The sequence below is a fragment of the Tenacibaculum discolor genome, from assembly GCF_003664185.1.
Classification (GTDB): domain Bacteria; phylum Bacteroidota; class Bacteroidia; order Flavobacteriales; family Flavobacteriaceae; genus Polaribacter; species Polaribacter discolor.
Window position 1 is genome coordinate 111,511 of record NZ_RCCS01000007.1, and the last position, 23,158, is coordinate 134,668.

Sequence of the window (23,158 nt, forward strand, 5' to 3'; positions counted from 1 at the left end):
AATGGCATACACTTTGACTAATACTACTCGTAAAATTGAATTTAAAACTTTAAAAAAGATAAATAAAGATTATGAGTAAAATTATAGGTATAGATTTAGGTACTACGAACTCATGTGTGTCTGTAATGGAAGGTAATGAGCCAGTAGTAATTCCAAATGCAGAAGGAAAAAGAACAACCCCTTCTATTGTTGCATTTGTTGAAGGAGGCGAGCGTAAAGTAGGTGATCCTGCTAAGCGTCAAGCAGTAACTAACCCAACTAAAACAGTTTATTCTATTAAACGTTTTATGGGGAACAAATATTCTGAGTCTCAAAAAGAAGCAGATAGAGTTCCTTACAATGTTGTAAAAGGAGACAACGATACACCAAGAGTAAAGATTGATGATCGTATGTACACTCCTCAAGAAATTTCTGCAATGATATTACAGAAAATGAAAAAAACTGCTGAAGACTACTTAGGTCAAGGAGTTTCTGAAGCTGTAATTACAGTACCAGCGTATTTTAACGATGCACAGCGTCAGGCTACAAAAGAAGCAGGTGAAATTGCTGGATTAAAAGTTCGTCGTATTATCAACGAACCTACTGCAGCAGCATTAGCTTATGGATTAGATAAAGCAAGTGAAGATAAGAAGATCGTAGTATTTGACTTTGGTGGAGGTACACATGATGTTTCTATCCTAGAATTAGGAGATGGAGTATTTGAAGTATTAGCTACTGATGGAGATACGCACTTAGGAGGTGATGATGTAGATGAAAAAATCATTAATTGGTTAGCAGATGAGTTTAATGCTGAAGAAAACATGGATTTACGTAAAGATCCTATGGCGTTACAACGTTTAAAAGAAGCTGCTGAAAAAGCTAAGATTGAATTATCAAGTACAACTTCTACAGAAATAAACTTACCATATATCACTGCTACAGCTAGTGGGCCAAAACACTTGGTAAGAACGTTAAGTAGAGCTAAGTTTGAGCAGTTAATTGATGATTTAGTAAAAAGAACTATAAATCCATGTCAAACAGCATTAAAAAATGCTGACTTATCAACATCTGATATTGATGAAGTAATTTTAGTAGGTGGTTCAACTCGTATTCCTGCAATTCAAGAAGCGGTTGAAAAGTTCTTTGGAAAAGCGCCAAGTAAAGGTGTAAACCCAGACGAGGTTGTATCTTTAGGAGCAGCAATTCAAGGAGGAGTGTTAACAGGTGATGTAAAAGACGTATTATTATTAGACGTAACACCTTTATCATTAGGAATTGAAACTATGGGTAATGTATTTACAAAGTTAATCGAAGCAAATACAACCATTCCAACTAAAAAGTCACAAGTGTTCTCTACAGCAGTAGATAATCAACCATCGGTAGATATTCACGTATTACAAGGTGAAAGAGCAATGGCGGCAGATAACAAAACAATTGGTCGTTTTCAATTAACTGATATTCCACCAGCACAAAGAGGAGTTCCTCAAATTGAAGTAACTTTTGATATTGATGCAAACGGAATCATCAAAGTGTCTGCAGTAGATAAAGCAACTGGTAAATCACAAGATATCCGTATTGAAGCTTCTTCAGGGTTATCTGATGAAGAAATTCAAAAGATGAAGCAAGAAGCAGAAGCAAATGCTGATGCTGATAAGAAAGCAAAAGAAACTGCTGAAAAAGTAAATGGAGCAGACTCTATGATCTTCCAAACAGAAAAGCAATTAAAAGAGTTTGGTGATAAATTATCAGCAGATAAAAAAGAACCAATCGAAGCTGCTTTAGAAGAGTTAAAGAAGGCTCACGAATCTAAAGATCTTGCTGCTATTGATGCTGCAATGGAAAAGATTAATGAAGCTTGGAAAGTTGCTTCTGAAGAAATGTACAAAGCACAACAAGATGCACAAGCTAACGGAGCCGGAGCTCAAGGTGGTGCAGATGCAGGAGCTTCATCAGAAGGAGGAGATAATGTAGAAGATGTAGACTTCGAAGAAGTAAAATAATAATTATATTAGATATATTAAATTTAATTGAAAACACAGCTGCATATGTAGCTGTGTTTTTTATTTTAGCCGAATTATTATAAATAAAAATAGATATGAAAAGAATTACCTTTTTAATGCTTTTATTAGTGTTGATTTCATGTAGTGACGATAATGGTTTATCAGAAACTGGAGTAAAAGATAAGCTGTATGTTTTTCAGAAGAATACGGATACAAATACACCGGAAATATACACCAAACTTTTTGGAATGGACTCTGAAACGGGCAAGTTACTAAATGAGATAGGTGGTTATGAAAGGTTACAAGCTAGAATTTATTATGACATCTCTTATTTAAAGGATAAAAATGAAATTTTAACTAGACGAAGTGTGTATGAAGGAGATAGAGGAGAAGAAATAGTTAAGTTTAATTTGAATTCTAATCAAGAAACTATAATAAGTTTTAAGAATGATATCTATGACTTAACAGTAATAAATAATAGATTATTTGGATTCATAGTAAATACAGATTCTGCTGATTTAGTTGAAGTAGATGAGTTTGGAAATATAATATCTGTAATTGAAAGTTTTAAAAATTTACTTGATGCTCCGGATAATAATAGAACAGGATTAGAAAACTTAACTTTTTCTGAAGAGAAAAATATGATAATTATTAGAAGAAGAATTTCATTTTATAATGGTGATACTAATAAAATGTTCACATATAATATCAAAACTAAAGAAAAGAGAACTGTAGATATAGAGGATTATAAATCTATAATTTGTGGAAATGAAGGCAGAATGTTTGCTATTAAAACTGGAATGAACATAAATAATGAATGGTATACAAAGTTAGTTGAATTTGACTTATACACTGGTAAAGAGTTGAGAGATGTTTGTCTGTTTTCTAGCTCATATAATTATCAAGAACTCGTCTTTTTATCTGGTTCTAACCAAGTTATGCTTAAAGAGTTTAGTACTGGTATTGGAAAGGTTCATGTAGATTCTGGGGAAATTTCAACGATTCAAATTAATTACGACTATAATGATATTGTAGGGTTAAATGCCGTTAGAGTTTTAGGGTATTAATTAACAATAAAAATAAAAAGCCATTGAATACGTTCAGTGGCTTTTTTATTTTTGTACTATGAAGTTTTACCAAAAAGAAATTCAATTACCAGTATTTGATAGAGGCTATCATTTGATTACAGATATTCTATTAGAAGCTCTCCCAGAACTTAATAAAATTAAAATAGGGCAGTTTCAGGCATTTATTAAACACACATCTGCAAGTTTAACCATTAATGAAAATGCTGATCCAACTGTACGAATGGATTTTGAGTCACATATAAATAAAATGGTTCCAGAAAATATGCCGTACTATAAACATGACTATGAAGGGGCGGATGATATGCCTGCGCACATTAAAAGTTCTATGTTAGGATGTCAAGTACAAATTCCAATAACCAATGGCAAGCTCAATTTAGGAACTTGGCAAGGAGTGTATTTAGGTGAGCACAGAAATTATGGAGGAAGAAGAAAGGTAGTATTAACAGTTTTTGGAAATTAAATGAAGTACCATAAATTCAATTTTTACAGAAGTACTTATTGTGAGTTTGAAATGCAAAACATCAATTTTTTTGATAATATGAAAGCGCACTTTCAAAGCAAATCGGGGAGTTATTACTATTATACAAAAGATGGAGTTTTTCGTTATTCAAACCATTGGGGGAGAGTTGCCAATTGTCGATGGAAAATTCAAGGAATAGATAATTATAAAAATCAGCAATATTATGTTGGGTATGCAAATTGGTCAAGCTTTTATCCATTAAACAGTATCGATAAAGTATTCTATTTAGAGGTAGACTATACAAAAGCAAAAGCAAGCATAAAAAGAGTTAAAGAAGGTTTAGAGAATAATCACTTTTTAATGAATTCAGAATTAGTACATCAACGCCTAAAGCAAGTTCAAACCTTATTTAAAGAGTACAAATGGGCGCGTTATTATGAAGAAGATATTGATGTTTTGAGAAAAAAAATAATCAATAAACTGATAACAACAAACAAAACTCTACAGCAAATAAAGTTAGAATTATGAGTCTTTGTAATCTCTATTAACGCCAAGACTAAATCCAAAACGAGTGTCGCTTTCCCTACCTAGTCTGTGAATTGCAACTTTTCCTAATGGAATTTTACCAAACTCATTATTAGTAATTTCTTCATTATTTAAAAAAAGCCTTCCTTTAAACTGTTTTTTGGTGTTGTACTCACTTCTATCTTTTTTATTCTGATAAATATTTATAGATAAAATATTATCTCTTTCTGTATAACCACAAAAAATACCATGTGTATCCCAAATAATATAATCATTACTTTTCTTTAATTCTCTACTTGGTTTGCCTAAAACTTCAACTAAAGTATCGTAGTTAGTGGGGAATGTAAGAGGTTTACTATTAATGTGTATAACGTCTGTATCGCACACTATAGTTAAACTTTTTACTTTTTTTTTCTTAAAAAATTTAAACATGACAGTTCTTGATTTGATTAACGGGGGTTTAACGTAAAACTAAAAAATAAATTTTAACTAACTCCTTTCTCTTTTAGTTAAATTTGCTAATTAGATATAAAACCCTAATAAATAATGAACATACCTCAAACAAGTTTTCCTCGAATAATAATTATAGGAGGAGGATTTGCTGGATTGGCAGCCGCAAGAGCTCTAGAAAACCAAGAATTACAGGTAGTTTTAATAGATAAACACAATTACCATACTTTTCAGCCTTTATTATATCAAGTGGCAACTGGAGGATTAGAACCTGATAGTATAGCATTTCCTTTAAGAAAAAGATTTAACGATGTAGAAAACTTTTTCTTCAGGTTAGCAAAAGTTACTCAAATAAATGCAGAGAAAAACTATATAGAAACTACAATAGGAGACTTAGAGTATGATGAGTTGATTATAGCTACAGGATCAACAACAAATTTCTTTGGAAATACTAACATTCAAAGGTATGCTATGGAAATGAAATCGGTTCCACAAGCATTAAATATTCGTAGTTTGGTGTTAGAAAACTTTGAAGAAGCATTATTGGTTACCGATTTAGAGAAACGAAGAGCGTTAATGAATTTTGTTATCGTTGGAGGTGGACCAACAGGAGTAGAGTTAGCCGGAGCTTTAGCTGAAATGAAAAAGGGTATTTTACCTAAAGATTATCCTGATTTGGATATCCGACAAATGAAAATTAACCTTATTCAAAGTTCAGGAGAGTTATTAAAAGGAATGAGTAATAAAGCTTCAGAAAAAGCAGAAGATTTTTTAATAAAACTTGGGGTAGATGTATGGAAAGATCTTCGTGTATTGGATTACGATGGAGAGACTGTAACTACTAATGGTGACGATCATTTTAAAGCACAAACAGTTATTTGGGCTGCGGGAGTAAAAGGAGCTGCTGTAAATGGTTTAAATAAAGAGTGTATAGTTGAAAAAGCCAATCGATTTAAGGTAGATGAATATAATAAAGTAATTGGATATGATAATATACATGCTATTGGAGATGTAGCATGCATGGAAACTAAGGATTATGAAAAAGGGCATCCAATGATGGCACAACCAGCTATTCAACAAGGTAGGTTGCTAGGAAAAAATATATTAGCAAAACTAAAAAGTAAAAAGCAAAAACCATTTATGTACAATAACAAGGGGTCAATGGCAACTATTGGAAGAAATAAAGCAGTAGTAGATTTATCTAGTTGGAAATTTCAAGGAGTTTTTGCTTGGTTTATTTGGATGTTTGTGCATCTATTTTCACTTATCGGATTTAGAAATAAAGCAGTGGTGTTTATGAATTGGGTATACAACTATGTACGTTTTGATAGAGAAACAAGGCTTATCATCCGTCCTTACAAAAAGAAAAACAAGTATAGTTTTAAAGAACAAGAAAATGGCAATCACTAGAAATGTTAAGTGTCCAAACTGTGGAGTTTTTAATAAGAATAGGGATTACTGTAAAAACTGTAACACATTAATTTCTTTTGAAAAAAAACAAGAACAAAAAGTTACAGCATATAAAGAAGAAGAGCTTAAGAAGGCAAAACATGAAATAGAAAATCCCAATTTAGCAGAACGATTAAAGAAGCATCCATTCTGGTTGTATCAAGTTGCTGGATGGATTTTATATTCAGCATATTTATTAGTAAGTGCTATTGGTGCTTTAATAGCATGGTTTGTAGCTATGGTTGCAGCAGGGTAGGGTAACGTGCAAAAAAAAATACTTACATATTACTTTATAGTTTCAATAATTATAGGAAGTCTTATCTATGTTGCGCAAAAGTTAAGCGTAAAACTTCCCTCTACCATTAATAATTATGTAAACGACTTTTTAATAATACCTATTGTATTAACAGTTTGTCTCTTTATTTTGCAATGGAGTAGAAATGATAAGTGCTTTCAAATTTCTTTAGGAGTAGTATTTTATATATGTGTAATGTATTCAGTGCTATTTGAGTTTGTTTTACCTAAATATTATACAAGGTATACAGCTGATGTGTTAGATGTTGTTTTATATTTTGCTGGAGGCTTTGTATTTTTCGTTTTGCAAAAAAAGGATAGTAGCACATGAAACATCGATTAATAATTTTATCAGACCTTTGGGGAGTTACAGATGATAGTTGGGTTGCTATGTATGTGGATAAATTGTCAGAAGACTTTCAAGTTACATTTTATAGTAGTTGTGAACTAGCAGAGATGCCAAGGGAAAATTTATCAGAAGAAGAACGGCATGTTTTTTTTGTAAATGGAGGACTTGAGAGGGCAGTTAAAAACTTAGTAGAGTTAGAAAAAGAACGATTCACTGTGCTAGCTTTCAGTATAGGAGGAACTATAGCTTGGAAAGCCTGTTTAAAAGGTTTAGATATTGAAAAACTTTATGCTATTTCATCCACAAGATTACGTTATGAAACAGAAAAACCGAAAGCCGAAGCAATACTTTATTTTGGAGAAGAAGATAACTACAAGCCAAATAATAATTGGTTTGAAAAGATGAAGGTAGATTATAGTATAATTCCGGAGAAAGTACATGAAATGTATAAGGAAGAAGAGTTTGCTAAATGGTTATGTTTACTAATAAAAAGTAGTTATGAACCCACATCAAAAAATACCCAATAAAACAGCTGTATGTATAAGTAATGCTATTGATTTTATTGAAGAAAATTTAGAAAAAAAACTTATTCTAGAAGAAATAGCAGAAAAAGCATATTTCTCTCCATATCATTTTCATAGACTTTTTAAAGCTGTAACTAAAGAAACGGTTAATGATTTTATTACTAGAAAGAGAGTAGAAAAGGCAGCTTCTTTTTTACTAAATAAAAAGAATAAAACGGTTACAGAAGTATCCGAAATAGTAGGTTTTGCAACTTTGTCATCATTTTCAAGGGCTTTTAAAAAGTTTTACGGAATAAGTCCTGCCGATTTTAAAAAAGAAAGTTCATTAAAATATAGCAAGATTTGTAAAACTGAAAGCAAGAATGGAAAAATAGAAACACAGTTTGAGCAATACATTTGTAACATACATACAAACTTAAAATGGATGCAAATGAAAGCTAAAACTGAAGTGAAAAAAATGCCAACCTTAAAAGTTGCCTATCTGACACATCAAGGAAAAATGGATGTAGTAGAAAATACCTATTACAAACTAATGAAGTGGGCTTATCCTAAGGGGTTAATGGAGCAGGAAAATTTAAGAATGTTAACGGTATATCACGATAGTCCCAAAATTACTGATGAAGACAAAATAAGAATGAGTGTTTGTTTAACTTTAAATTCAGAGGTAAAAACTGAAGGAGAAGTAAGTGTAAAAGAAATACCCGAAACAAAATGTATGGTGTCTCGTTTAGAAATTATTCCGTCAGAATTTCAACAAGCATGGGAAAGTAGTTTTGTGTGGATGAGTGAACATGGTTTCAAAAAAGCAGATCAAGATCCGTATGAAATTTTTTATAATAACCCTAATGAACATCCAGAAGGGAAATGTATTGTAGATTTTTGTATTCCTGTGGAGTAAAAAGTTATTGTAATACTATAGATGTATATTGCATAGAGTCTCTTGGGATACTATGCAATATTTTAATCTTATAAGACAGTTTTACCTAGTCAGCTAACGATTCAGGTTATATGCTGAGTAAGGATTTACCGCTATTCCTTATGATAATTCTTTCAGAGAAGTGTTAGGCTTTGAAGATAGCATGCTTCTAACAATAAAATAACTAGCCAACCCACAAGCAAGACCTGTAATTGCTGCAGGAAAAATAGTATCATCACCTATTCCTACTGTAGAGGCAAATATTACAATTCCCAAAATTTCTAATCCAAACCAAGAGCCAATCATTATACCTCTCCACTTTTTAGGACTTTCTCCTTTTTCTTCTGCCAATTCAGCTATTTTTTTACCTAAAAAAACTATTGCTAATATTTCTAACATATTTTTGTTTTGATTAAATTTTCTTTTCACTTTTAATTCTCAATGTATACAACTAACATATGAGCATAATAAAAATTACTATTATATTCTTTAATAACAAATAGGAAGGAATTTATAGCAACTTTTAATAGCGTCAAATATAAAAAATAAACATAAAAGATGTTTAATTATTATTAGGGGTATACCCCAAGGATAAGGGAAATGATACCCCAAGCCTAATTGGGGTGTCTTTTCCTGCATAAGAGGAGTGACACTTCCATAGTAAGGAGAGTAATTTTCACTGCCTAATAGATGTGTTTTCAAACAAACTATTTGTTGTAGAAAATGTTAGTTAATTAGTAAGATTAAAAGAGAAGACTGTAATTACCGATAGTTATATAAAACAAAAATCCCGAGTTAACAAACTCGGGATTTTTGTTTTATATAATTTTTTGATTAGTAATTTACGTAATCAACAATTTCTAGTCCGTAACCAATCATACCTACACGTTTGGTTTGTTTGGTGTTAGAAACTAAACGTAGTTTATGAATGTGTAAATCGTGCAAAATTTGTGCACCAATACCGAAATCTTTGTTGTCCATAACTACATTAGGAGCTTTCATTTCTCCTTTAGCTTGGTTTTCTTTTAAAATACGAAGTCTATTTAATAAGTTTAATGCTTGCATTTGTTGATTAATGAACAAAATAGCACCTCTACCTTCATCATTAATAACCTTAAACATTTGGTCAAGCTTTTTATCAGCGTTGTTAGTTAAGGTTCCTAATATATCATTGTTTACCAAAGTAGAGTTTACACGAGTTAAAATGGGTTCGTTTTTACTCCATGTACCTTTAGTCAAAGCAATATGTACTTGGTTGTTGGTAGTTTGTTGGTAAGCTCGTAAACGGAAATCACCAAAACGAGTTTGAATATTAAAGTCTTCTTTCTTTTCAATTAAAGAATCGTGTTCCATTCTATAAGCTACTAAGTCTTCAATAGAAACGATTTTTAAGTTAAACTTTTTAGCAACTTTCATTAGTTGAGGTAGGCGAGCCATGGTACCGTCTTCATTCATAATCTCAACGATAACACCAGCAGGCTCTAAACCAGCTAAACGGGCAAAATCAATTGCTGCTTCAGTATGCCCAGTTCTACGTAACACACCACCATTTTTAGCTTTTAAAGGGAAAATATGTCCAGGTCTAGCTAAATCAAAAGGTTTGGTGTCAGGATTCATCAATGCCTGTACAGTTTTAGCTCTGTCAGAAGCAGAAATACCTGTAGTAACCCCGTTTCCACGTAAATCTACCGATACGGTAAAAGCAGTTTCCATAGGATCAGTATTGTTACTTACCATCATGTTTAGCTCTAACTCTTTACAACGAGTTTCGGTTAATGGAGTACAAATTAATCCACGACCATGGGTTGCCATAAAATTTATCATTTCTGGAGTTATTTTTTCAGCAGCTGCTAAAAAATCACCTTCATTTTCACGATCTTCATCATCAACTACGATAATAACTTTACCGTTTTTAATGTCTTCTATAGCTTCTTCAATTGTATTTAATTGAATATTAGTTGGAGTTTGTGTTGTCATTGTTTATTTTTTTAGAAAGATTTATTTTTTCTCTTAAATCTTTCAGAGTATAAAAATATATGATAAAATAAAAAGGTATTCCTAAAAATAAAAGAACTACATGTAGAATATCTCTTTTTTTATTTAAAGCTTTATAAATATTGTCATAATGAGCAATGGATTTAATAATATAAATAAGCGATAAAATAACGATAAAGTATCTAATAATAATTAAAGAACCTGTTAAAACAAAGTTATTATCAAAATAACTTTCAGTAAAATAAATTAACAGAAATAGCAAGTAAAGAATAAGAGCTTTTTTAGCATTTACTTTGTATTCTATAAAATAAGTGTCTATTAATTTTAGATTAATAACATTATCTTTTTTTAGTTTAGATTTTATAGTAGGTAAAATACTATTAATATCAAATAAGCCTTTATCTTTAGTAGCTCTAACAGTTAACGTTATAGCCAAAGGTAGCATTAAAAATACACTTAGCCAAGAGCCAGTAATGGCTGTAAGTGAACTTTCTTCTGCTAAGTTTCTTCCAAAAGTATTAGAGAAAAAGTATAAAACGTAAATGGCAATAGCTAAAATCATAGGCAACCCCATTCCTCCTTTTCTAATAATAGAACCCAAGGGAGCACCAATAAAGAAGAGCAATAAACAAGAAAGAGAAAAAGCTACACGATTGTAAAATTCAATATCGTATAGGTTTAAATACTTTCGTTTGTTTTTTAGTGTGTCTTTGTTAGACTTATTATTGTTTATAGTACGTTCTAATTTAGAAGTGGCTGTAGATAGAATATTTTGTTTCGCTTTTAACTCAAAGTTTTCAAGAATATCTAACGAAAGGTCTTTGTTTATTAGTGAGTCAGGGTATTGATGTAAATCCTCCACATCAATACTCAAAAATAGATTTTTGGCTCTACTTTTAACAAAAGCATCATAGTTTTGTTTCAATGTTGGCAAAGTATCTTTTAGCTGAGCCAAACTTAACATGTTGTAGTTTGTTTTATATTTTTCTTCTTCTAAATCATCATTACTAAAAGAAGAAATATCAATATTAATGGTGTACTTTTCAAAGTCAGCGTACGAAGCAGGCATTTTTTCTCGTTCCTTAAACGAAGCTCCATTTTTTAAGTGATGCTCAAAGTAGTAACCATCTTTTAAGACTAAGGTCATATAACGACTACCTTCTTCTGAAAGTATTTCACCACTTTTTGCAGTAATAATTTTGTTATTTCCTTTTTTAGAAGACAAATCATAAATCATTACCTCTTTTAAAAGATTGTCTTCTTCTCCGTATTTTTCTTTAAACTTTATTTGGAAGTTAGGTAACTCTGTGTTAAAGCTTCCAGCAACTAAAGCAATGGCAGGTTGTTTTTTCTTAATGTTAACCTTCATATTTAATTGCTTAAGCATTGCATACGGGTAAACATAATTTAGAAATAGAAAATTAATACCACTTAAAAACATAGCTAAGAAAACAATTGGGCGAACCATTCGTTGTAACGAAACTCCAGCAGATTTTGCTGCAGCGAATTCGTAGTTTTCAGATAAACTACCAAGTGTCATAATAGAAGATAGTAGAACACCAATAGGTAGGGCTTGAGGAGCTACAAGAAGTGTTGTATACCACAAGAATTTTAAAATAATACCAATACCAATACCTTTACCAGCAAAATTATCAAAAGCTAACCATAGCGCTTGCATTACCAGTACAAATAGAATGATAAAGAAGGTTGCTAAAAAGGGAACTATAAAGCTTTTTAATATATATCTGTCTAATGTTTTCACAGATGCAAAGGTAGTAGGTTAGTGGCATATAAACACAAAAGTTTTGTTAATGATTTTTAAAGTAAATCAAGAACAAAACTTTTGTGTAATTTTTTAGTCAATATAGTATCCTTGCTTAGCGTACTTATTTCTGTCGAAAGAAAAAAGTTGAGCAGATATAGGCTGGTTACCTTTAAACTTAGTAATAGTAAAGGTAGTTTCAGCACCGTTAGATCCTATTTGTGTTAATTTGTAAATGTGTTTTGTTTTAGCATCAATACCTAATTGAACTTTAACAATATCAGAGTTACTGTCAATAGGAGTAAGGTCTATATACTGAACTTTACGTCCATTACTGTTTTTTAAAGTTCCCATTTGATAATTATACCCCTCTTTGTAAAAAGTTAGTAATTTAGAAGGATAAATAAAACCATCTTCTTCATCTAAGTTACCGTTATTAATGCTAACTTCTTTTTCATCTTGGTTGATAACAACTAACTTCTTTCCATCAAAAATAAAGGTATTTCCAAGATAGTCTAAGTTGTATTTTTCACCAGATAAAGTAATTTCTCCTCTAATAGGAGGGTCATTGGTAATACCAGCTTCTTTATTTATTAAAGAAGAGTTAAAACCGATAACCATATTTCTGTAGGTACCCATTTTATTTGAAACTTCGTCAAGCAGTTTTTTTGCATCAGAAGAATTTGTTTGTCCCATAGCACTAATGCTAATACATAATCCAATAAATAATAATCCTATTTTTTTCATCGTCTTTCTTATTTCCACTTTCGGAATAGTTTATAATTATTAATTCTTTTCACTCTCTAATAATTGCTCTAAGGCAATTAAATCAGGTACAAGTACTTGTCGTGCTTTACTACCTTCAAAAGGACCTACAATACCCGCGGCTTCTAATTGATCTATCAATCTACCAGCACGGTTGTAGCCTAACTTTAATTTACGTTGCAATAACGATGCCGAACCTTGTTGTGCGGTAACAATAACTTCAGCTGCTTCTTTAAACAGTTTATCTCTGTCTGCGATATCAACATCAAGATTTGTGCCACCTTCTTCACCAACATATTCTGGAAGTAAATAAGCTTCTGGATATGCACGTTGAGAGCCAATAAAATCAGTAATTTTTTCTACTTCAGGTGTGTCTACAAAAGCACACTGAATACGTATAATATCATTTCCTCCTGAATATAATAAATCACCTCGACCAATTAATTGGTCTGCTCCAGGAGCATCTAAAATAGTTCTAGAGTCAATTTTTGAAGTTACTCTAAAAGCAATTCTAGAAGGGAAATTTGCTTTAATAATCCCTGTAATTACATTTACAGAAGGACGTTGTGTTGCTACAATTAAATGGATACCAATTGCACGTGCTAATTGTGCTAAACGAGCAATAGGAGTTTCTACTTCTTTACCAGCGGTCATAATTAAATCAGCAAATTCATCTATTACTAATACAATATATGGTAAAAAGCGGTGTCCGTTTTCAGGATTTAGTTTACGAGCTTTAAACTTAGCGTTATATTCTTTAATGTTACGAACCATGGCATTTTTAAGCAAGTCGTAACGGTTATCCATTTCAATACATAAAGAGTTTAAAGTATTTACTACTTTAGTAGTATCTGTAATAATGGCTTCAGAATCATCTGGTAATTTTGCTAAGTAATGACGTTCTATTTTGTTGAATAATGTTAATTCTACTTTTTTTGGGTCAACCAATACAAATTTTACTTCAGCAGGGTGCTTTTTGTATAGAAGTGATGTTAAAATAGCATTCAATCCTACCGACTTACCTTGTCCAGTAGCACCTGCCATTAATAAGTGAGGCATTTTGGCTAAATCGATAACAAAGGTTTCATTTGAAATAGTTTTACCTAAAGCAATAGGAAGTTGCATTGGAGACTCTTGGAATTTCTTTGAAGAAATTACCGAATGCATAGAAACAATAGTTGCTTTTTTATTAGGTACTTCAATACCAATGGTTCCTTTTCCAGGAATAGGAGCGATGATACGAATTCCTAAAGCTGATAGCGATAGAGCAATATCGTCTTCTAAGTTTTTAATTTTTGAAATACGTACTCCAGCTTCAGGGACAATTTCATATAAGGTAATAGTTGGCCCTACAGTAGCTTTTATTTGTGCAATACCTATTTTGTAGTTTTTTAAAGTTTCTACAATTTGATTTTTCTTTGCTTCAAGCTCAGTTGGGTCAACAGAAATACTTTCGTTGTATTCTTTTAATAAGTTAAAGGTTGGGAATTTGAAGTTTCCTAATTCTAATGTAGGGTCAAATTCACCAAAATCTTTTATTAATTGATCGGATAAGTTTTCGGTAACGCTTTTTTCTTCTGCAATTTTTTCAATAGCAACTTCTACTTCTTTTTTACTGTCTTCTGATATATTTGTTATAGGCTCACTGTTTTGGGAGATGTCTAAAGAAATTTCTTTTTTCTTTTCATTATCATTAGTTTCATCAACACCAGAATAGTTAGAAATAGTTGGTTGTAAATTTTCTAGAGATAATTCAAAATCTGATTTATCTTTTTTAGCTTCTTCAGTTTTAGGAACTTCAGAATTGGTGTTAACATCAGTATCGTTTACAATAGTAGAGTTGTCTCTGTTAACTTTTGGAGTATCTTTTATAGCATTAGCTTTTTTCTCTTTATTAACTTTTACTTTTTCGCTAATTGCTTCAGGAGTAATACTAAATCGGATGATTAAATAAGCTACTAAAAAGAAAATGAGTAAAATTGCTAGCCCTGTTTTACCTAAGAAAGTTTGTAGGTATTCATTTAATTCAAAACCAATAACGCCTGATAAAAGGGCATACTTTTTTTCAACAAAACCAAGAGCTGTAGCAAACCAAAGCATAATTAAAATAGCCCAATTCCATGAGGTGATAATTCTTTTTAAATTGGTCTGTAGTAAAATTCTAGCACCAGTTAAAAATAATGTTAAAGGGATAATAAAAGCTCCTAAACCAAAACCTTTGTATACAAGGAAATTACTTAGCTTAGCACCTATTTTTCCTAGTAAATTTTTAGTAGGGATAGTTCTATCTGTAAATTGACTTAGTGTGCTCTGGTCTTCTTGCCAAGAGAAGAAAAAAGAAATAAAAGCAACAGTTAAAAATATAGAAAACAATAATAGAAAAAAACCTAAAATAGTTTGGTTTTGCCTGTTTGAAAAAAAGGTTTTAATCTTTTTTATGATAGATATTTTTGGCTGTTTTTTTTGAACAGTTGTCTTCTTTTTTGCCATGTATTTTTGTTAGAAATAAATTGAACGCTACAATATAGCTATTATTTTAGGAAGGTAAATTATCCCAGCAATAATTAGTGATATAAAGGCCGCAAACGCAGGAGCACCAGCAGCAATATCTTTTATAAAGCCTATTTTTTTATGATAATCTGGATGTATAAAGTCAGCTACTTTTTCAATAGCTGTGTTTAAGGCTTCTGCTACTAAAATAATACCAATAGCCAAAGTTTGAATCATCCATTCTGTTGCAGATATATTAAAGTAAAATCCGAAGATAGTAGCAATTAAAGCAAATGTAAGTTGAGCTTTTATGCTATCTTCTGTAGTTATTAATAACCACATTCCTTTTACTGCAAATTTAATACTACGTATGCGTCCTTTTAAAAAGCCGTCATTTGGGTTTTTCATATGCTTTTAAAGAGCTTTTAATGCAGCTTCATAGTTAGGTTCATCTACAGTTTCGTTTACTTGTTCTGTATAGGTTACATTACCATTTTCATCAATGATAACAATAGAACGAGAGTGTAAGCCTGCTAAAGGCCCTGTAACAATTTCTAAACCATAGTCTTTACCAAATCGACCCGCAGCAAAATCAGATAGCATTACTACATTTTCAATGCCTTCAGCACCACAAAAACGACCTTGAGCAAAAGGTAAGTCTCTAGAAATACATAAAACTTTTGTGTTTTCTAAGTTGGCGGCCTTTTTGTTGAATTCTCTAACAGATGTAGCACAAGTACCTGTGTCGACACTTGGAAAAATATTTAAAATTAATTTAGAACCACTAAAGTCACCTAAATTCTTAACAGATAAATCAGTTGCAACTAACGAAAAATCAATTGCTTTAGTTCCAGTTTCAGGTAAGTTACCTATTGTTTCTATTGTGTTACCTTTTAGAGTTATTGAAGCCATTTTATATGTGTTTTAGGAAAATCAAAAATAAGAATAATTAAATAACTTATAAGGATATTCTAAGTTTTCCTTAGGATTTTAATTTCTTATAAAACCAAGAGATAATCTTTTTCGTAGGTATGATTAAATAGAAATATATTAATTTAAAAATCATTATTTATGAAAACCTTAAACTTTTTAAAAGTAACCGTTTTAGCAGTCGCTTTATTTACCAGCTATAGTATTACGGCACAAGAGGAAACAAAAATGGTTGGAGGTGCAGAAATGGATCCATCAAAAAATATTGTACAAAATGCCATAAACTCTAAAGACCATACAACATTGGTAGCTGCTGTAAAAGCAGCAAACTTAGTAGATGTTTTATCAAGTAAAGGACCTTTTACAGTTTTTGCTCCTGTAAATAAGGCTTTTGATAAGCTTCCAGAAGGAGTAGTTAAATCGTTATTGAAACCAGAAAATAAAATGAAATTACAGGCCATTTTGAAGTGCCATATTGTTGCTGGTAAATGGAGAGCAAACGAACTAGTGAAATTAATAAAAGATAAAGGAGGTAAGGTTTCTATAGAAACTGTTAATGGTGGTAAAATCACTGTATGGATGAAAGGGGAAAATGTTTATATATCAGATGCAAATGGAGGTAAGGCAAAGGTTACTATTGCAGATGTAAATCAATCTAATGGAGTAATTCATGTAATTAATAGTGTTTTATTACCTAAATCGTAAGCACAAGAATAAAGTGTAATTATTTTGATGTTATAAAAGCCGCTTTTTTAAGCGGTTTTTATTTTGTTATAACCCTGCATTATTTTAGATAACAGTTGTATTTTTGCAAGCTGAAAAGAGTACTAAATTGAACATTAAGCAATATACATCAGAATTTAAATATAACTTAAAACTTGCAGCTCCTGTAATGTTAGGTATGTTGGGGCATACTTTTGTGAGTTTTATAGATAATATAATGGTAGGACAATTAGGAACTGCTGAATTAGCTGCGGTTTCATTGGGTAATAGCTTTATGTTTATTGCGATGTCGTTAGGTATTGGTTTTTCTACAGCAATAACACCCTTGGTTGCTGAGGCTGATTCGTCTAACAATTTTACACAGGCAAAGTCCGCATTTAAACATGGACTTTTCTTATGTACTATGATGGGAATTATGTTGTTTTTAGTGGTGTTTTTTTCTAAGCCATTAATGTATTTAATGAAACAACCTATAGAAGTGGTTGAGTTGGCGATTCCATACTTAGATTTGGTAGCTTTTTCGTTAATTCCTATGATTATTTTTCAGGCATTTAAACAGTTTAGTGATGGAATGTCAATGACTCGCTACCCTATGTATGCAACATTGATTGCTAATGTGTTGAATGTATTGTTGAATTACTTACTCATTTATGGGAAGTTTGGTTTTCCTCAATTAGGTATTGTGGGAGCTGCATACGGAACTTTACTGTCAAGGTTTGTAATGGTAGTATATTTATGGTGGTTGTTAAGTAAAAAAGAACGTTCAAAACGTTTGGTTACGAACATCAAAATCTTTGTGTTAGATACTTTAATGATTCGAAAAATCATCAATTTAGGAACGCCAAGTGCTATGCAAATGTTTTTTGAAGTAGCCATTTTCACGGCAGCAATTTGGTTAAGTGGATTGTTAGGGAAAAATCCGCAGGCAGCGAACCAAATAGCATTGAATTTATCTTCTATGACATTTATGGTAGCGACAGGATTAAGTGTTGCTTCTATGATTAGAGTAGGAAATCAAAAAGGATTAAAAAATTATAAAGAATTACGAAGAATAGCATTTTCAATATTTTTCTTAGGAACTATACTGGCAGTTATATTTGCTACTTTTTTCTTTGTTTTTCATAAATCATTACCAAATTTATATGTTGATTTAAGCGATGCTGAAAATTATGCAGATAATATGGAGGTAATTACTATAGCAGCAAATTTGTTAATTGCAGCTGCAATTTTTCAAATTAGTGATAGTATACAGGTTGTAATGTTAGGGGCTTTACGTGGTTTACAAGATGTAAAAATGCCTACATTAATTACTTTTATATCGTATTGGGTAGTAGGTTTTCCTATTAGTTTTTTCTTCGGTTCAGAAGAAATGTATGGAAGCTTTGGTATTTGGCTAGGTTTACTAGCAGGATTAACCACAGCATCAATTTTACTGTTTATACGATTTAACAAATTAACTATTGAACTTATTAAAACAAAACACCATGAACTTACCTAAATTTTTATTAGCAGATAATAGCGAACACCCAGAAGATATTTTTGTTTTACATACTGAGTATCCTCGTTTTTTAATCAATTTAAAAGATGATGAAATTGAGTGGTTTGAAGACTTGTCTAACGAAAACGAACAAGACTTAGCTAATGAGTTAGAAGGGTTAATTGAAGCAGCAGGATTATTTTATGATGCTGAAATGGAAGGATTAGAATAAGAACTAATCTTCTAAATAATCAATAGGGTTTAGGTAAAACATTTTTTTCCATCCTTGTTTGTCTGAATCAATCTTCCACACATAAGGTATTAGAGTAAATATAGAGTAGTGTAAATGTGGAGCTTTTCCAGCGGCATTTCCACTCGTACCAACAGTTCCAATTACCGAATTATTATTTACAAAAGTTAAAGAAGTTGTTTTTACCTCTTCTAAATGTGCATAGTAGTGTAATCTCCATTTTGGACCTAATATAACAACAATATTTCCGCCCATACTTATTTTTCCAGAAAATAGAACTAGTCCATAGGTTGATGAGGTTATTTTAGTATTTTTTTAGCAAAAATATCAACCCCTTTATGGGTAACTGATTTTCCCCAAGGATAATACCAAAATGATTTTGGGTTATAATCAGATTTGGTAGCTCCATTAACAGGCTTTTTAAAGTTTTGAGGAATTAAAAAGCCTGTTAATAGAATTATTAAAAGAATAAGTAGTTTCTTTTTTATTTTAAACATGTTGTTTTATAGTTTTACCACCAAAGTTCTGTTTCTTCTTTACAAAGAATTAATTTGAAGTCTTCGTAATGATCTCCATTGCTTATTGTGTGTATCTCTATGTCCTATACCTAGTCTTAATTTGTGAACAAAACCAGTGTAAGAACCTACCCATAGAGTTTATTTATCATCAGAAATAACAATACCACTTATGGTAGCTCCTAAAAAAATGCCTCCAAATACAATTTCCGTTTTGGTCAAAGGCTTTAATATACCCATCTTCATTTCTTAAGATATAGTAATCCTTAGTAGTTGTACCAACATAAACTCTCATTTCATCATCAATAACTTTAAAATTATCGGCTTCATCTACATAAGATTCAACCTCTATTCAATTTAAGTTGTTAGTATCTACGCCAATAATAATGCTCTTATAAAAATAGCAATAATTTGTAATAAGTTGTTTGTCGTCTTTAGGAAAAAAGGTAAAAATGAGGATAAGAAGACTGTGGACCTATTTTTCTAATTTGGTTTCCTTCGCTGTCCATTACTCGATGGTTAAAAGATTGATCGATAACTATAATATATTAATTGTTATTTGATAAAGCAGCTTTTCCATAGCTATGTATGAATTCCATTCTACATCTATTATGAAGTTTGATATGCTTTATCAAGTTGTTCTATTGGCTTACAAATTCCGAGAACTTTTTAGAGTCAGATACCCAAGTCCATTCTGATTTTCCAAAATTTCCAGAATCTTCAACAACCTTCATATGAGTTGCATCAATTATTTCAATTACTATGGTTCCTTTTAATTTATCCTTACCAACAGGAATATCCGACCAAGACAAGGTAATTTTATTATCATTGATTTCTCCATGACCTACATGACACCAGTTTTCTCCAAGATTATTTTCACTAGACTTATAATTCATTCCTAACCAATAAACTTTATTGCTGTTGACACTTATCCAAAATGGATTTTTACCTGTAGATTCCCAATATCCAGATTTGATTGAAACCAATGTGTTATTCATATTGTTTATGTTTTTACTTTTTCTGTTTGTCTATATAATAGGTTAAATTGTAAAATTAATAAGCTATATAATAGTTTTTTTACTTTCTAGTTTGAAGTGTATTTATTTGTCAAGCTATAGTCCTAATTGTTCCGTTTATTTCTTAAGACTTTTGTGAATTTCTATTTTGTTCATTTTTAAATGTTGTGTTTTAGTTTATTAATTGTTTAAAATTAGAGTGTTTTTCATATCAATCAAGTGAATTTTTGTTTATAAATTCTAAAAATTTAGGTTTGTAATGTTCAGATACAGTAATACGTTTGTCGTTAATAATTATTTGGCTACGCTCTATAATATTGATATTGTTTAATGCTACTATAAATGATCGATGCACACGCATGAACTGTGATTTTGGTAGCTCTTGTTCTAATGATTTTAAGCTCATTAGAGTAAGAATAGGCTTTGGCTGATTTTTTAACCAAATTTTGATATAATCTTTTAACCCTTCAAAATATAAAACATCCGATAATTTAATACGAAGTTGTTTGTATTCGGACTTAACAAATAGAAATTCTTTTTCTTTAGATAATAATTTAGGATTTATTTTTTGATTCTTTACAAGCTCAAACCAATGTTGTGCCTTATTTGCAGCCGTTAAAAATTCGGCATAATCAAAAGGCTTTAGTAAATAGTTTAATGCTTCTACTTTAAAACCTTCTATGGCATATTGGTCAAATGCTGTGGTAAAAATAACACGTGAATTTTTTGACAACATTTTAGAAAATTCGATACCTGATAAATCGGGCATCTGTATGTCTAAAAACAACAAATCCACAGGTGTAGTTTTAATAAAGTCCATTGCTTCTAAGGCATTACTACATTTAGCTTTGAGCTCTAGAAAAGGAGTTTTTTCTATATAGCTTTCTACTAAATTAAGAGCCATAGGTTCATCATCGACAGCAATGCAAGAAATTTTCAGACTACTCATAATTATACCGTTTCTATTTCTAAAAGTACAGAAAGTCGTTCGTTTTTCAATGAAGTTTCAAATTTATACTTGTTAGTATATATTAACTGTAAGCGTTTTTCTAAGTTTTGTAAACCGATGCCCGAACCGCTTTTATCTTCTGTTTTTTTAGGAAAATTGTCATTTTCTATTTTAAAACATACAGTATTTCTTTTGCAAATCATCTCCACAGTGATAGTACTTTTTTTAGTAGCAGAAACACCGTGCTTAAAGGCATTTTCTATTAGCGAAATAAATAGTAAAGGTGCTATTTTAATACCTGTTTCTTCAGAAGGAAAATTATAATTTACTATAGTTTTGTCTGATAATCTAAGCTTCATTAACTCTATGTACTTGATCATAAAATCAATTTCTTTTGAAAGCATAATCAATTCTACATTGGTTTCATATAGCATGTAACGCATTAGTTTACTCAAACTGTGTATAGATGTTTTGGCTTGATCTGGTGAAATATCAACCAAAGCATAAATATTGTTTAGTGAGTTAAAAAAGAAGTGCGGCTGTAATTGATAGTGTAAATGTTGTAACTCTGACTGCAGTTTAAAATTAGCGGCTTCTTTACGTTCAGTTTCAGTTTTAACCCAACGTTGAGTGGTTTTTATGACTATAGAAAACAGTAAAGGAGCCATATACAAAGACATTTGTACGTAAATAATCATTTTAAAAGGAGGGCCTATACCTTTTCTTTCATTTGGAATTCCTATCAAATCATTAAAAAAAGCATCTTCAATTTGTTCTTTTAAAGTAATAAAAACTGCAATCATTAATACATTAGTAAGAACAAATAGAACGGTTTCTTTTCTAAATAGAAACCGATCTATAAGTATGAAATAATTAGAGTAAAAAATAACAGCATAAAAAACTAGGGGGATCCAAAAATGTGCTATAACTCGGTTTATTTCTTGCCCTTGACCATAAGATAATACATAGGGCATGCATATTAGAACAAACCAAACTAAGGCATGTGTAAAGAGTGTTATTTTTTTGTTTTTATTCATAACGTAAAGCCGTAATTGGGTTTAAAGCCGATGCTTTTCTAGCAGGGTACCAGCCAAAAAATATACCTGTAATAGCGCAAACTGCAAATGATATAATTATAGAATATAGGGCAACGCTTGTAGGCCAATTTAAGAATTTTTCAACAAAAATAGTAGCACTTAAACCTAGGATGACGCCTAATAAACCACCTGTAACACTAATTAAAATAGCTTCAATTAAGAATTGCATTAAAATATCAGAATCTTTACCACCAACAGCCATACGTAAACCAATTTCTTTAGTACGTTCTTTTACCGATACATACATAATATTCATAATGCCAATTCCTCCAATTAACAAAGAAATACCTGCTACAGCTACCAATAAAATAGTTAGCATTTCACTTGTAGCACTAAAGGTTGAAATTAATTCTTCCATAGAGCGTACATTAAAATCGTCATCTTCATTATCTGTTAGTTTGTGCTGTTTTCTTAAAATTTCAGTAACTTGAGTAACAGCATCAGGAGCATGTTCTTCACTAATAGCAGAAGCCATGACTTGATTTAAATGATTAATTGCTAAAATACGCTTCTGAACTGTTGTATAAGGGGCAATGACCACATCGTCTTGGTCTTGACCAAAAGTGTTTTCTCCTTTTTTTTCTAAGACACCAATAATTTTAAACGGAATATTGTTAAATCTAATGGTTTGTCCAACAGGATTTTCATCATCGGAAAAAAGATTTTCTACTACAGTTTGTCCTAACAAAACTACTTTTGCAGCTGATCGTACTTCAGCATTAGTGAACATACTACCGTTTTGTAAACCTACAGTTTTAATATTTAAGTAATCAGGATTGACACCGTAAATTGTAGAAGGCCAGTTATTGGAGCCGTTAATAACTTGCCCACCACTGTTAACCATTGGTGTTATATATGTGAGTAAACCGGCTTGCTCTTTTATAGCTTGATAGTCATTTAGTGTTAAAGATTTGATAGAATTAGGATCTAACCTAACGCCGCCAAACATATCGGAACCAGGTCTAATAGTAATCATATTTGACCCCATGCTAGAAATAGTTGAACGAATACTTTTTTTTGATCCTTCGCCAATAGCTAACATAGTAATTACTGAAGCTACACCTATGATAATACCAAGCATGGTTAGTAGTGTTCGGATTTTGTTAAGGATTATAGCTTTATATGCTATTTTTAGTAGGTTTAACATTCTCATGA

General features: G+C 31.1%; 25 protein-coding genes. 11 read left to right on the forward strand and 14 right to left on the reverse strand.

All coding sequences use genetic code 11. From position 1 onward, the window contains the following. Positions 1-71: 71 nt before the first annotated feature. The 4 genes from dnaK (at position 72) to C8N27_RS08955 (ending at position 4,055) form a co-directional block, all read left to right on the forward strand. On the forward strand, positions 72-1,979 hold the full coding sequence (gene dnaK, locus C8N27_RS08940) for a molecular chaperone DnaK (protein ID WP_121147082.1): 1,908 nt from the start codon (positions 72-74) through the stop codon (positions 1,977-1,979). A gap of 95 nt (positions 1,980-2,074) precedes the next feature. Then, positions 2,075-3,046: a hypothetical protein gene (locus C8N27_RS08945; RefSeq protein WP_121147083.1), complete on the forward strand. Its 972-nt coding sequence runs from the start codon at positions 2,075-2,077 to the stop codon at positions 3,044-3,046. Positions 3,047-3,104: 58 nt separating this feature from the next. Then, positions 3,105-3,527 carry a secondary thiamine-phosphate synthase enzyme YjbQ gene (locus C8N27_RS08950; RefSeq protein ID WP_121147084.1) on the forward strand — a complete coding sequence of 141 codons (423 nt, stop codon included), beginning with the start codon at positions 3,105-3,107 and terminating at the stop codon, positions 3,525-3,527. Next, on the forward strand, positions 3,528-4,055 hold the full coding sequence (locus C8N27_RS08955; RefSeq protein ID WP_121147085.1) for a hypothetical protein: 528 nt from the start codon (positions 3,528-3,530) through the stop codon (positions 4,053-4,055). Here C8N27_RS08955 and C8N27_RS08960 read toward each other — a convergent pair. Beyond that, positions 4,050-4,484 carry a DUF7738 domain-containing protein gene (locus tag C8N27_RS08960; protein ID WP_121147086.1) on the reverse strand — a complete coding sequence of 145 codons (435 nt, stop codon included), beginning with the start codon at positions 4,482-4,484 and terminating at the stop codon, positions 4,050-4,052. The two genes, C8N27_RS08955 and C8N27_RS08960, sit on opposite strands and share 6 nt — an antisense overlap. A 114-nt stretch (positions 4,485-4,598) precedes the next feature. Here C8N27_RS08960 and C8N27_RS08965 point away from each other — a divergent pair, with 114 nt between their 5' ends. The 4 genes from C8N27_RS08965 (at position 4,599) to C8N27_RS08985 (ending at position 8,016) form a co-directional block, all read left to right on the forward strand. Then, positions 4,599-5,912: an NAD(P)/FAD-dependent oxidoreductase gene (locus C8N27_RS08965; RefSeq protein WP_121147087.1), complete on the forward strand. Its 1,314-nt coding sequence runs from the start codon at positions 4,599-4,601 to the stop codon at positions 5,910-5,912. After that, a complete protein-coding gene (locus tag C8N27_RS08970; RefSeq protein WP_121147088.1) occupies positions 5,899-6,207 on the forward strand; it encodes a hypothetical protein in 309 nt (102 codons plus the stop codon). The genes C8N27_RS08965 and C8N27_RS08970 overlap by 14 nt, the downstream gene beginning before the upstream one ends. Before the next feature lie 365 nt (positions 6,208-6,572). Further along, positions 6,573-7,121 carry an alpha/beta hydrolase gene (locus C8N27_RS08980; protein ID WP_121147089.1) on the forward strand — a complete coding sequence of 183 codons (549 nt, stop codon included), beginning with the start codon at positions 6,573-6,575 and terminating at the stop codon, positions 7,119-7,121. Then, a complete protein-coding gene (locus C8N27_RS08985) occupies positions 7,093-8,016 on the forward strand; it encodes an AraC family transcriptional regulator (RefSeq protein ID WP_121147090.1) in 924 nt (307 codons plus the stop codon). Before C8N27_RS08980 ends, C8N27_RS08985 begins: the two co-directional genes overlap by 29 nt. 138 nt (positions 8,017-8,154) lie before the next feature. On the opposite strand, the gene C8N27_RS08990 is transcribed toward C8N27_RS08985, so the two are convergent. The 7 genes from C8N27_RS08990 to tpx form a co-directional block, all read right to left on the reverse strand. Then, on the reverse strand, positions 8,155-8,433 hold the full coding sequence (locus C8N27_RS08990; protein WP_147431715.1) for a hypothetical protein: 279 nt from the start codon (positions 8,431-8,433) through the stop codon (positions 8,155-8,157). A 435-nt stretch (positions 8,434-8,868) separates the two neighbouring features. Then, on the reverse strand, positions 8,869-10,011 hold the full coding sequence (gene ribB, locus C8N27_RS08995) for a 3,4-dihydroxy-2-butanone-4-phosphate synthase (RefSeq protein WP_121147092.1): 1,143 nt from the start codon (positions 10,009-10,011) through the stop codon (positions 8,869-8,871). Continuing rightward, the gene (locus C8N27_RS09000) at positions 9,989-11,791 is read right to left on the reverse strand and encodes an LptF/LptG family permease (RefSeq protein WP_121147093.1); all 1,803 of its coding nucleotides are present in this window, start codon (positions 11,789-11,791) and stop codon (positions 9,989-9,991) included. Before C8N27_RS09000 ends, ribB begins: the two co-directional genes overlap by 23 nt. 93 nt (positions 11,792-11,884) lie before the next feature. Continuing rightward, the gene (locus C8N27_RS09005; protein ID WP_121147094.1) at positions 11,885-12,538 is read right to left on the reverse strand and encodes an outer membrane lipoprotein periplasmic chaperone LolA1; all 654 of its coding nucleotides are present in this window, start codon (positions 12,536-12,538) and stop codon (positions 11,885-11,887) included. A gap of 39 nt (positions 12,539-12,577) precedes the next feature. Then, a complete protein-coding gene (locus C8N27_RS09010) occupies positions 12,578-15,046 on the reverse strand; it encodes a DNA translocase FtsK (RefSeq protein WP_121147095.1) in 2,469 nt (822 codons plus the stop codon). Positions 15,047-15,073: 27 nt separating this feature from the next. Then, positions 15,074-15,454: a diacylglycerol kinase family protein gene (locus C8N27_RS09015; protein WP_121147096.1), complete on the reverse strand. Its 381-nt coding sequence runs from the start codon at positions 15,452-15,454 to the stop codon at positions 15,074-15,076. A 6-nt stretch (positions 15,455-15,460) separates the two neighbouring features. Then, complete coding sequence (tpx, locus tag C8N27_RS09020; RefSeq protein ID WP_099216342.1) at positions 15,461-15,958, reverse strand: thiol peroxidase; 498 nt, start codon at positions 15,956-15,958, stop codon at positions 15,461-15,463. A 159-nt stretch (positions 15,959-16,117) separates the two neighbouring features. Here tpx and C8N27_RS09025 point away from each other — a divergent pair, with 159 nt between their 5' ends. From C8N27_RS09025 to C8N27_RS09035, 3 genes are all read left to right on the forward strand, one after another. After that, complete coding sequence (locus tag C8N27_RS09025; protein WP_121147097.1) at positions 16,118-16,681, forward strand: fasciclin domain-containing protein; 564 nt, start codon at positions 16,118-16,120, stop codon at positions 16,679-16,681. Between the two features lie 127 nt (positions 16,682-16,808). Beyond that, positions 16,809-18,197: an MATE family efflux transporter gene (locus C8N27_RS09030; RefSeq protein ID WP_208639311.1), complete on the forward strand. Its 1,389-nt coding sequence runs from the start codon at positions 16,809-16,811 to the stop codon at positions 18,195-18,197. Next, positions 18,184-18,408: a DUF8828 family protein gene (locus C8N27_RS09035; RefSeq protein WP_099216474.1), complete on the forward strand. Its 225-nt coding sequence runs from the start codon at positions 18,184-18,186 to the stop codon at positions 18,406-18,408. Before C8N27_RS09030 ends, C8N27_RS09035 begins: the two co-directional genes overlap by 14 nt. Before the next feature lie 3 nt (positions 18,409-18,411). Here the strand turns inward: C8N27_RS09035 and C8N27_RS16045 are convergent, their stop codons facing one another. The 6 genes from C8N27_RS16045 to C8N27_RS09060 all read right to left on the reverse strand — a co-directional run bounded on the left by C8N27_RS16045 (position 18,412) and on the right by C8N27_RS09060 (position 23,156). Continuing rightward, a complete protein-coding gene (locus tag C8N27_RS16045) occupies positions 18,412-18,681 on the reverse strand; it encodes a M23 family metallopeptidase (RefSeq protein ID WP_244174736.1) in 270 nt (89 codons plus the stop codon). Between the two features lie 44 nt (positions 18,682-18,725). Further along, positions 18,726-18,923 carry a hypothetical protein gene (locus C8N27_RS16050; RefSeq protein ID WP_208639312.1) on the reverse strand — a complete coding sequence of 66 codons (198 nt, stop codon included), beginning with the start codon at positions 18,921-18,923 and terminating at the stop codon, positions 18,726-18,728. A 659-nt stretch (positions 18,924-19,582) separates the two neighbouring features. Next, positions 19,583-19,939 (reverse strand): hypothetical protein, encoded by a 357-nt coding sequence (locus C8N27_RS09045; protein ID WP_121147099.1) that lies wholly within the window; start codon positions 19,937-19,939, stop codon positions 19,583-19,585. 229 nt (positions 19,940-20,168) lie between these two features. Continuing rightward, positions 20,169-20,906, reverse strand: coding sequence for a LytR/AlgR family response regulator transcription factor (locus C8N27_RS09050; protein ID WP_208639313.1), 738 nt, complete (start codon positions 20,904-20,906; stop codon positions 20,169-20,171). A gap of 2 nt (positions 20,907-20,908) precedes the next feature. Beyond that, a complete protein-coding gene (locus C8N27_RS09055) occupies positions 20,909-21,709 on the reverse strand; it encodes a sensor histidine kinase (RefSeq protein ID WP_244174737.1) in 801 nt (266 codons plus the stop codon). A gap of 226 nt (positions 21,710-21,935) precedes the next feature. Then, positions 21,936-23,156, reverse strand: a complete 1,221-nt coding sequence (locus tag C8N27_RS09060; RefSeq protein WP_121147101.1) for an ABC transporter permease — start codon at positions 23,154-23,156, stop codon at positions 21,936-21,938. Between the last annotated feature and the right edge of the window lie 2 nt (positions 23,157-23,158).

Coding starts and splice junctions, on each gene's coding strand:
- C8N27_RS09045 (WP_121147099.1), bottom strand. CDS start 19,939: ATGAATAACACATTGGTTTCAATCAAATCTGGATATTGGGAATCTACA.
- C8N27_RS09015 (WP_121147096.1), bottom strand. CDS start 15,454: ATGAAAAACCCAAATGACGGCTTTTTAAAAGGACGCATACGTAGTATT.
- C8N27_RS09005 (WP_121147094.1), bottom strand. CDS start 12,538: ATGAAAAAAATAGGATTATTATTTATTGGATTATGTATTAGCATTAGT.
- C8N27_RS08965 (WP_121147087.1), top strand. CDS start 4,599: ATGAACATACCTCAAACAAGTTTTCCTCGAATAATAATTATAGGAGGA.
- C8N27_RS16045 (WP_244174736.1), bottom strand. CDS start 18,681: ATGGGCGGAAATATTGTTGTTATATTAGGTCCAAAATGGAGATTACAC.
- C8N27_RS09055 (WP_244174737.1), bottom strand. CDS start 21,709: ATGATTGCAGTTTTTATTACTTTAAAAGAACAAATTGAAGATGCTTTT.
- C8N27_RS09060 (WP_121147101.1), bottom strand. CDS start 23,156: ATGAGAATGTTAAACCTACTAAAAATAGCATATAAAGCTATAATCCTT.
- tpx (WP_099216342.1), bottom strand. CDS start 15,958: ATGGCTTCAATAACTCTAAAAGGTAACACAATAGAAACAATAGGTAAC.
- C8N27_RS08955 (WP_121147085.1), top strand. CDS start 3,528: ATGAAGTACCATAAATTCAATTTTTACAGAAGTACTTATTGTGAGTTT.
- C8N27_RS09050 (WP_208639313.1), bottom strand. CDS start 20,906: ATGAGTAGTCTGAAAATTTCTTGCATTGCTGTCGATGATGAACCTATG.
- C8N27_RS16050 (WP_208639312.1), bottom strand. CDS start 18,923: ATGTTTAAAATAAAAAAGAAACTACTTATTCTTTTAATAATTCTATTA.
- C8N27_RS08970 (WP_121147088.1), top strand. CDS start 5,899: ATGGCAATCACTAGAAATGTTAAGTGTCCAAACTGTGGAGTTTTTAAT.
- C8N27_RS09035 (WP_099216474.1), top strand. CDS start 18,184: ATGAACTTACCTAAATTTTTATTAGCAGATAATAGCGAACACCCAGAA.
- C8N27_RS09010 (WP_121147095.1), bottom strand. CDS start 15,046: ATGGCAAAAAAGAAGACAACTGTTCAAAAAAAACAGCCAAAAATATCT.
- dnaK (WP_121147082.1), top strand. CDS start 72: ATGAGTAAAATTATAGGTATAGATTTAGGTACTACGAACTCATGTGTG.
- C8N27_RS08990 (WP_147431715.1), bottom strand. CDS start 8,433: ATGTTAGAAATATTAGCAATAGTTTTTTTAGGTAAAAAAATAGCTGAA.
- C8N27_RS08980 (WP_121147089.1), top strand. CDS start 6,573: ATGAAACATCGATTAATAATTTTATCAGACCTTTGGGGAGTTACAGAT.
- ribB (WP_121147092.1), bottom strand. CDS start 10,011: ATGACAACACAAACTCCAACTAATATTCAATTAAATACAATTGAAGAA.
- C8N27_RS09025 (WP_121147097.1), top strand. CDS start 16,118: ATGAAAACCTTAAACTTTTTAAAAGTAACCGTTTTAGCAGTCGCTTTA.
- C8N27_RS08945 (WP_121147083.1), top strand. CDS start 2,075: ATGAAAAGAATTACCTTTTTAATGCTTTTATTAGTGTTGATTTCATGT.
- C8N27_RS08985 (WP_121147090.1), top strand. CDS start 7,093: ATGAACCCACATCAAAAAATACCCAATAAAACAGCTGTATGTATAAGT.
- C8N27_RS08960 (WP_121147086.1), bottom strand. CDS start 4,484: ATGTTTAAATTTTTTAAGAAAAAAAAAGTAAAAAGTTTAACTATAGTG.
- C8N27_RS08950 (WP_121147084.1), top strand. CDS start 3,105: ATGAAGTTTTACCAAAAAGAAATTCAATTACCAGTATTTGATAGAGGC.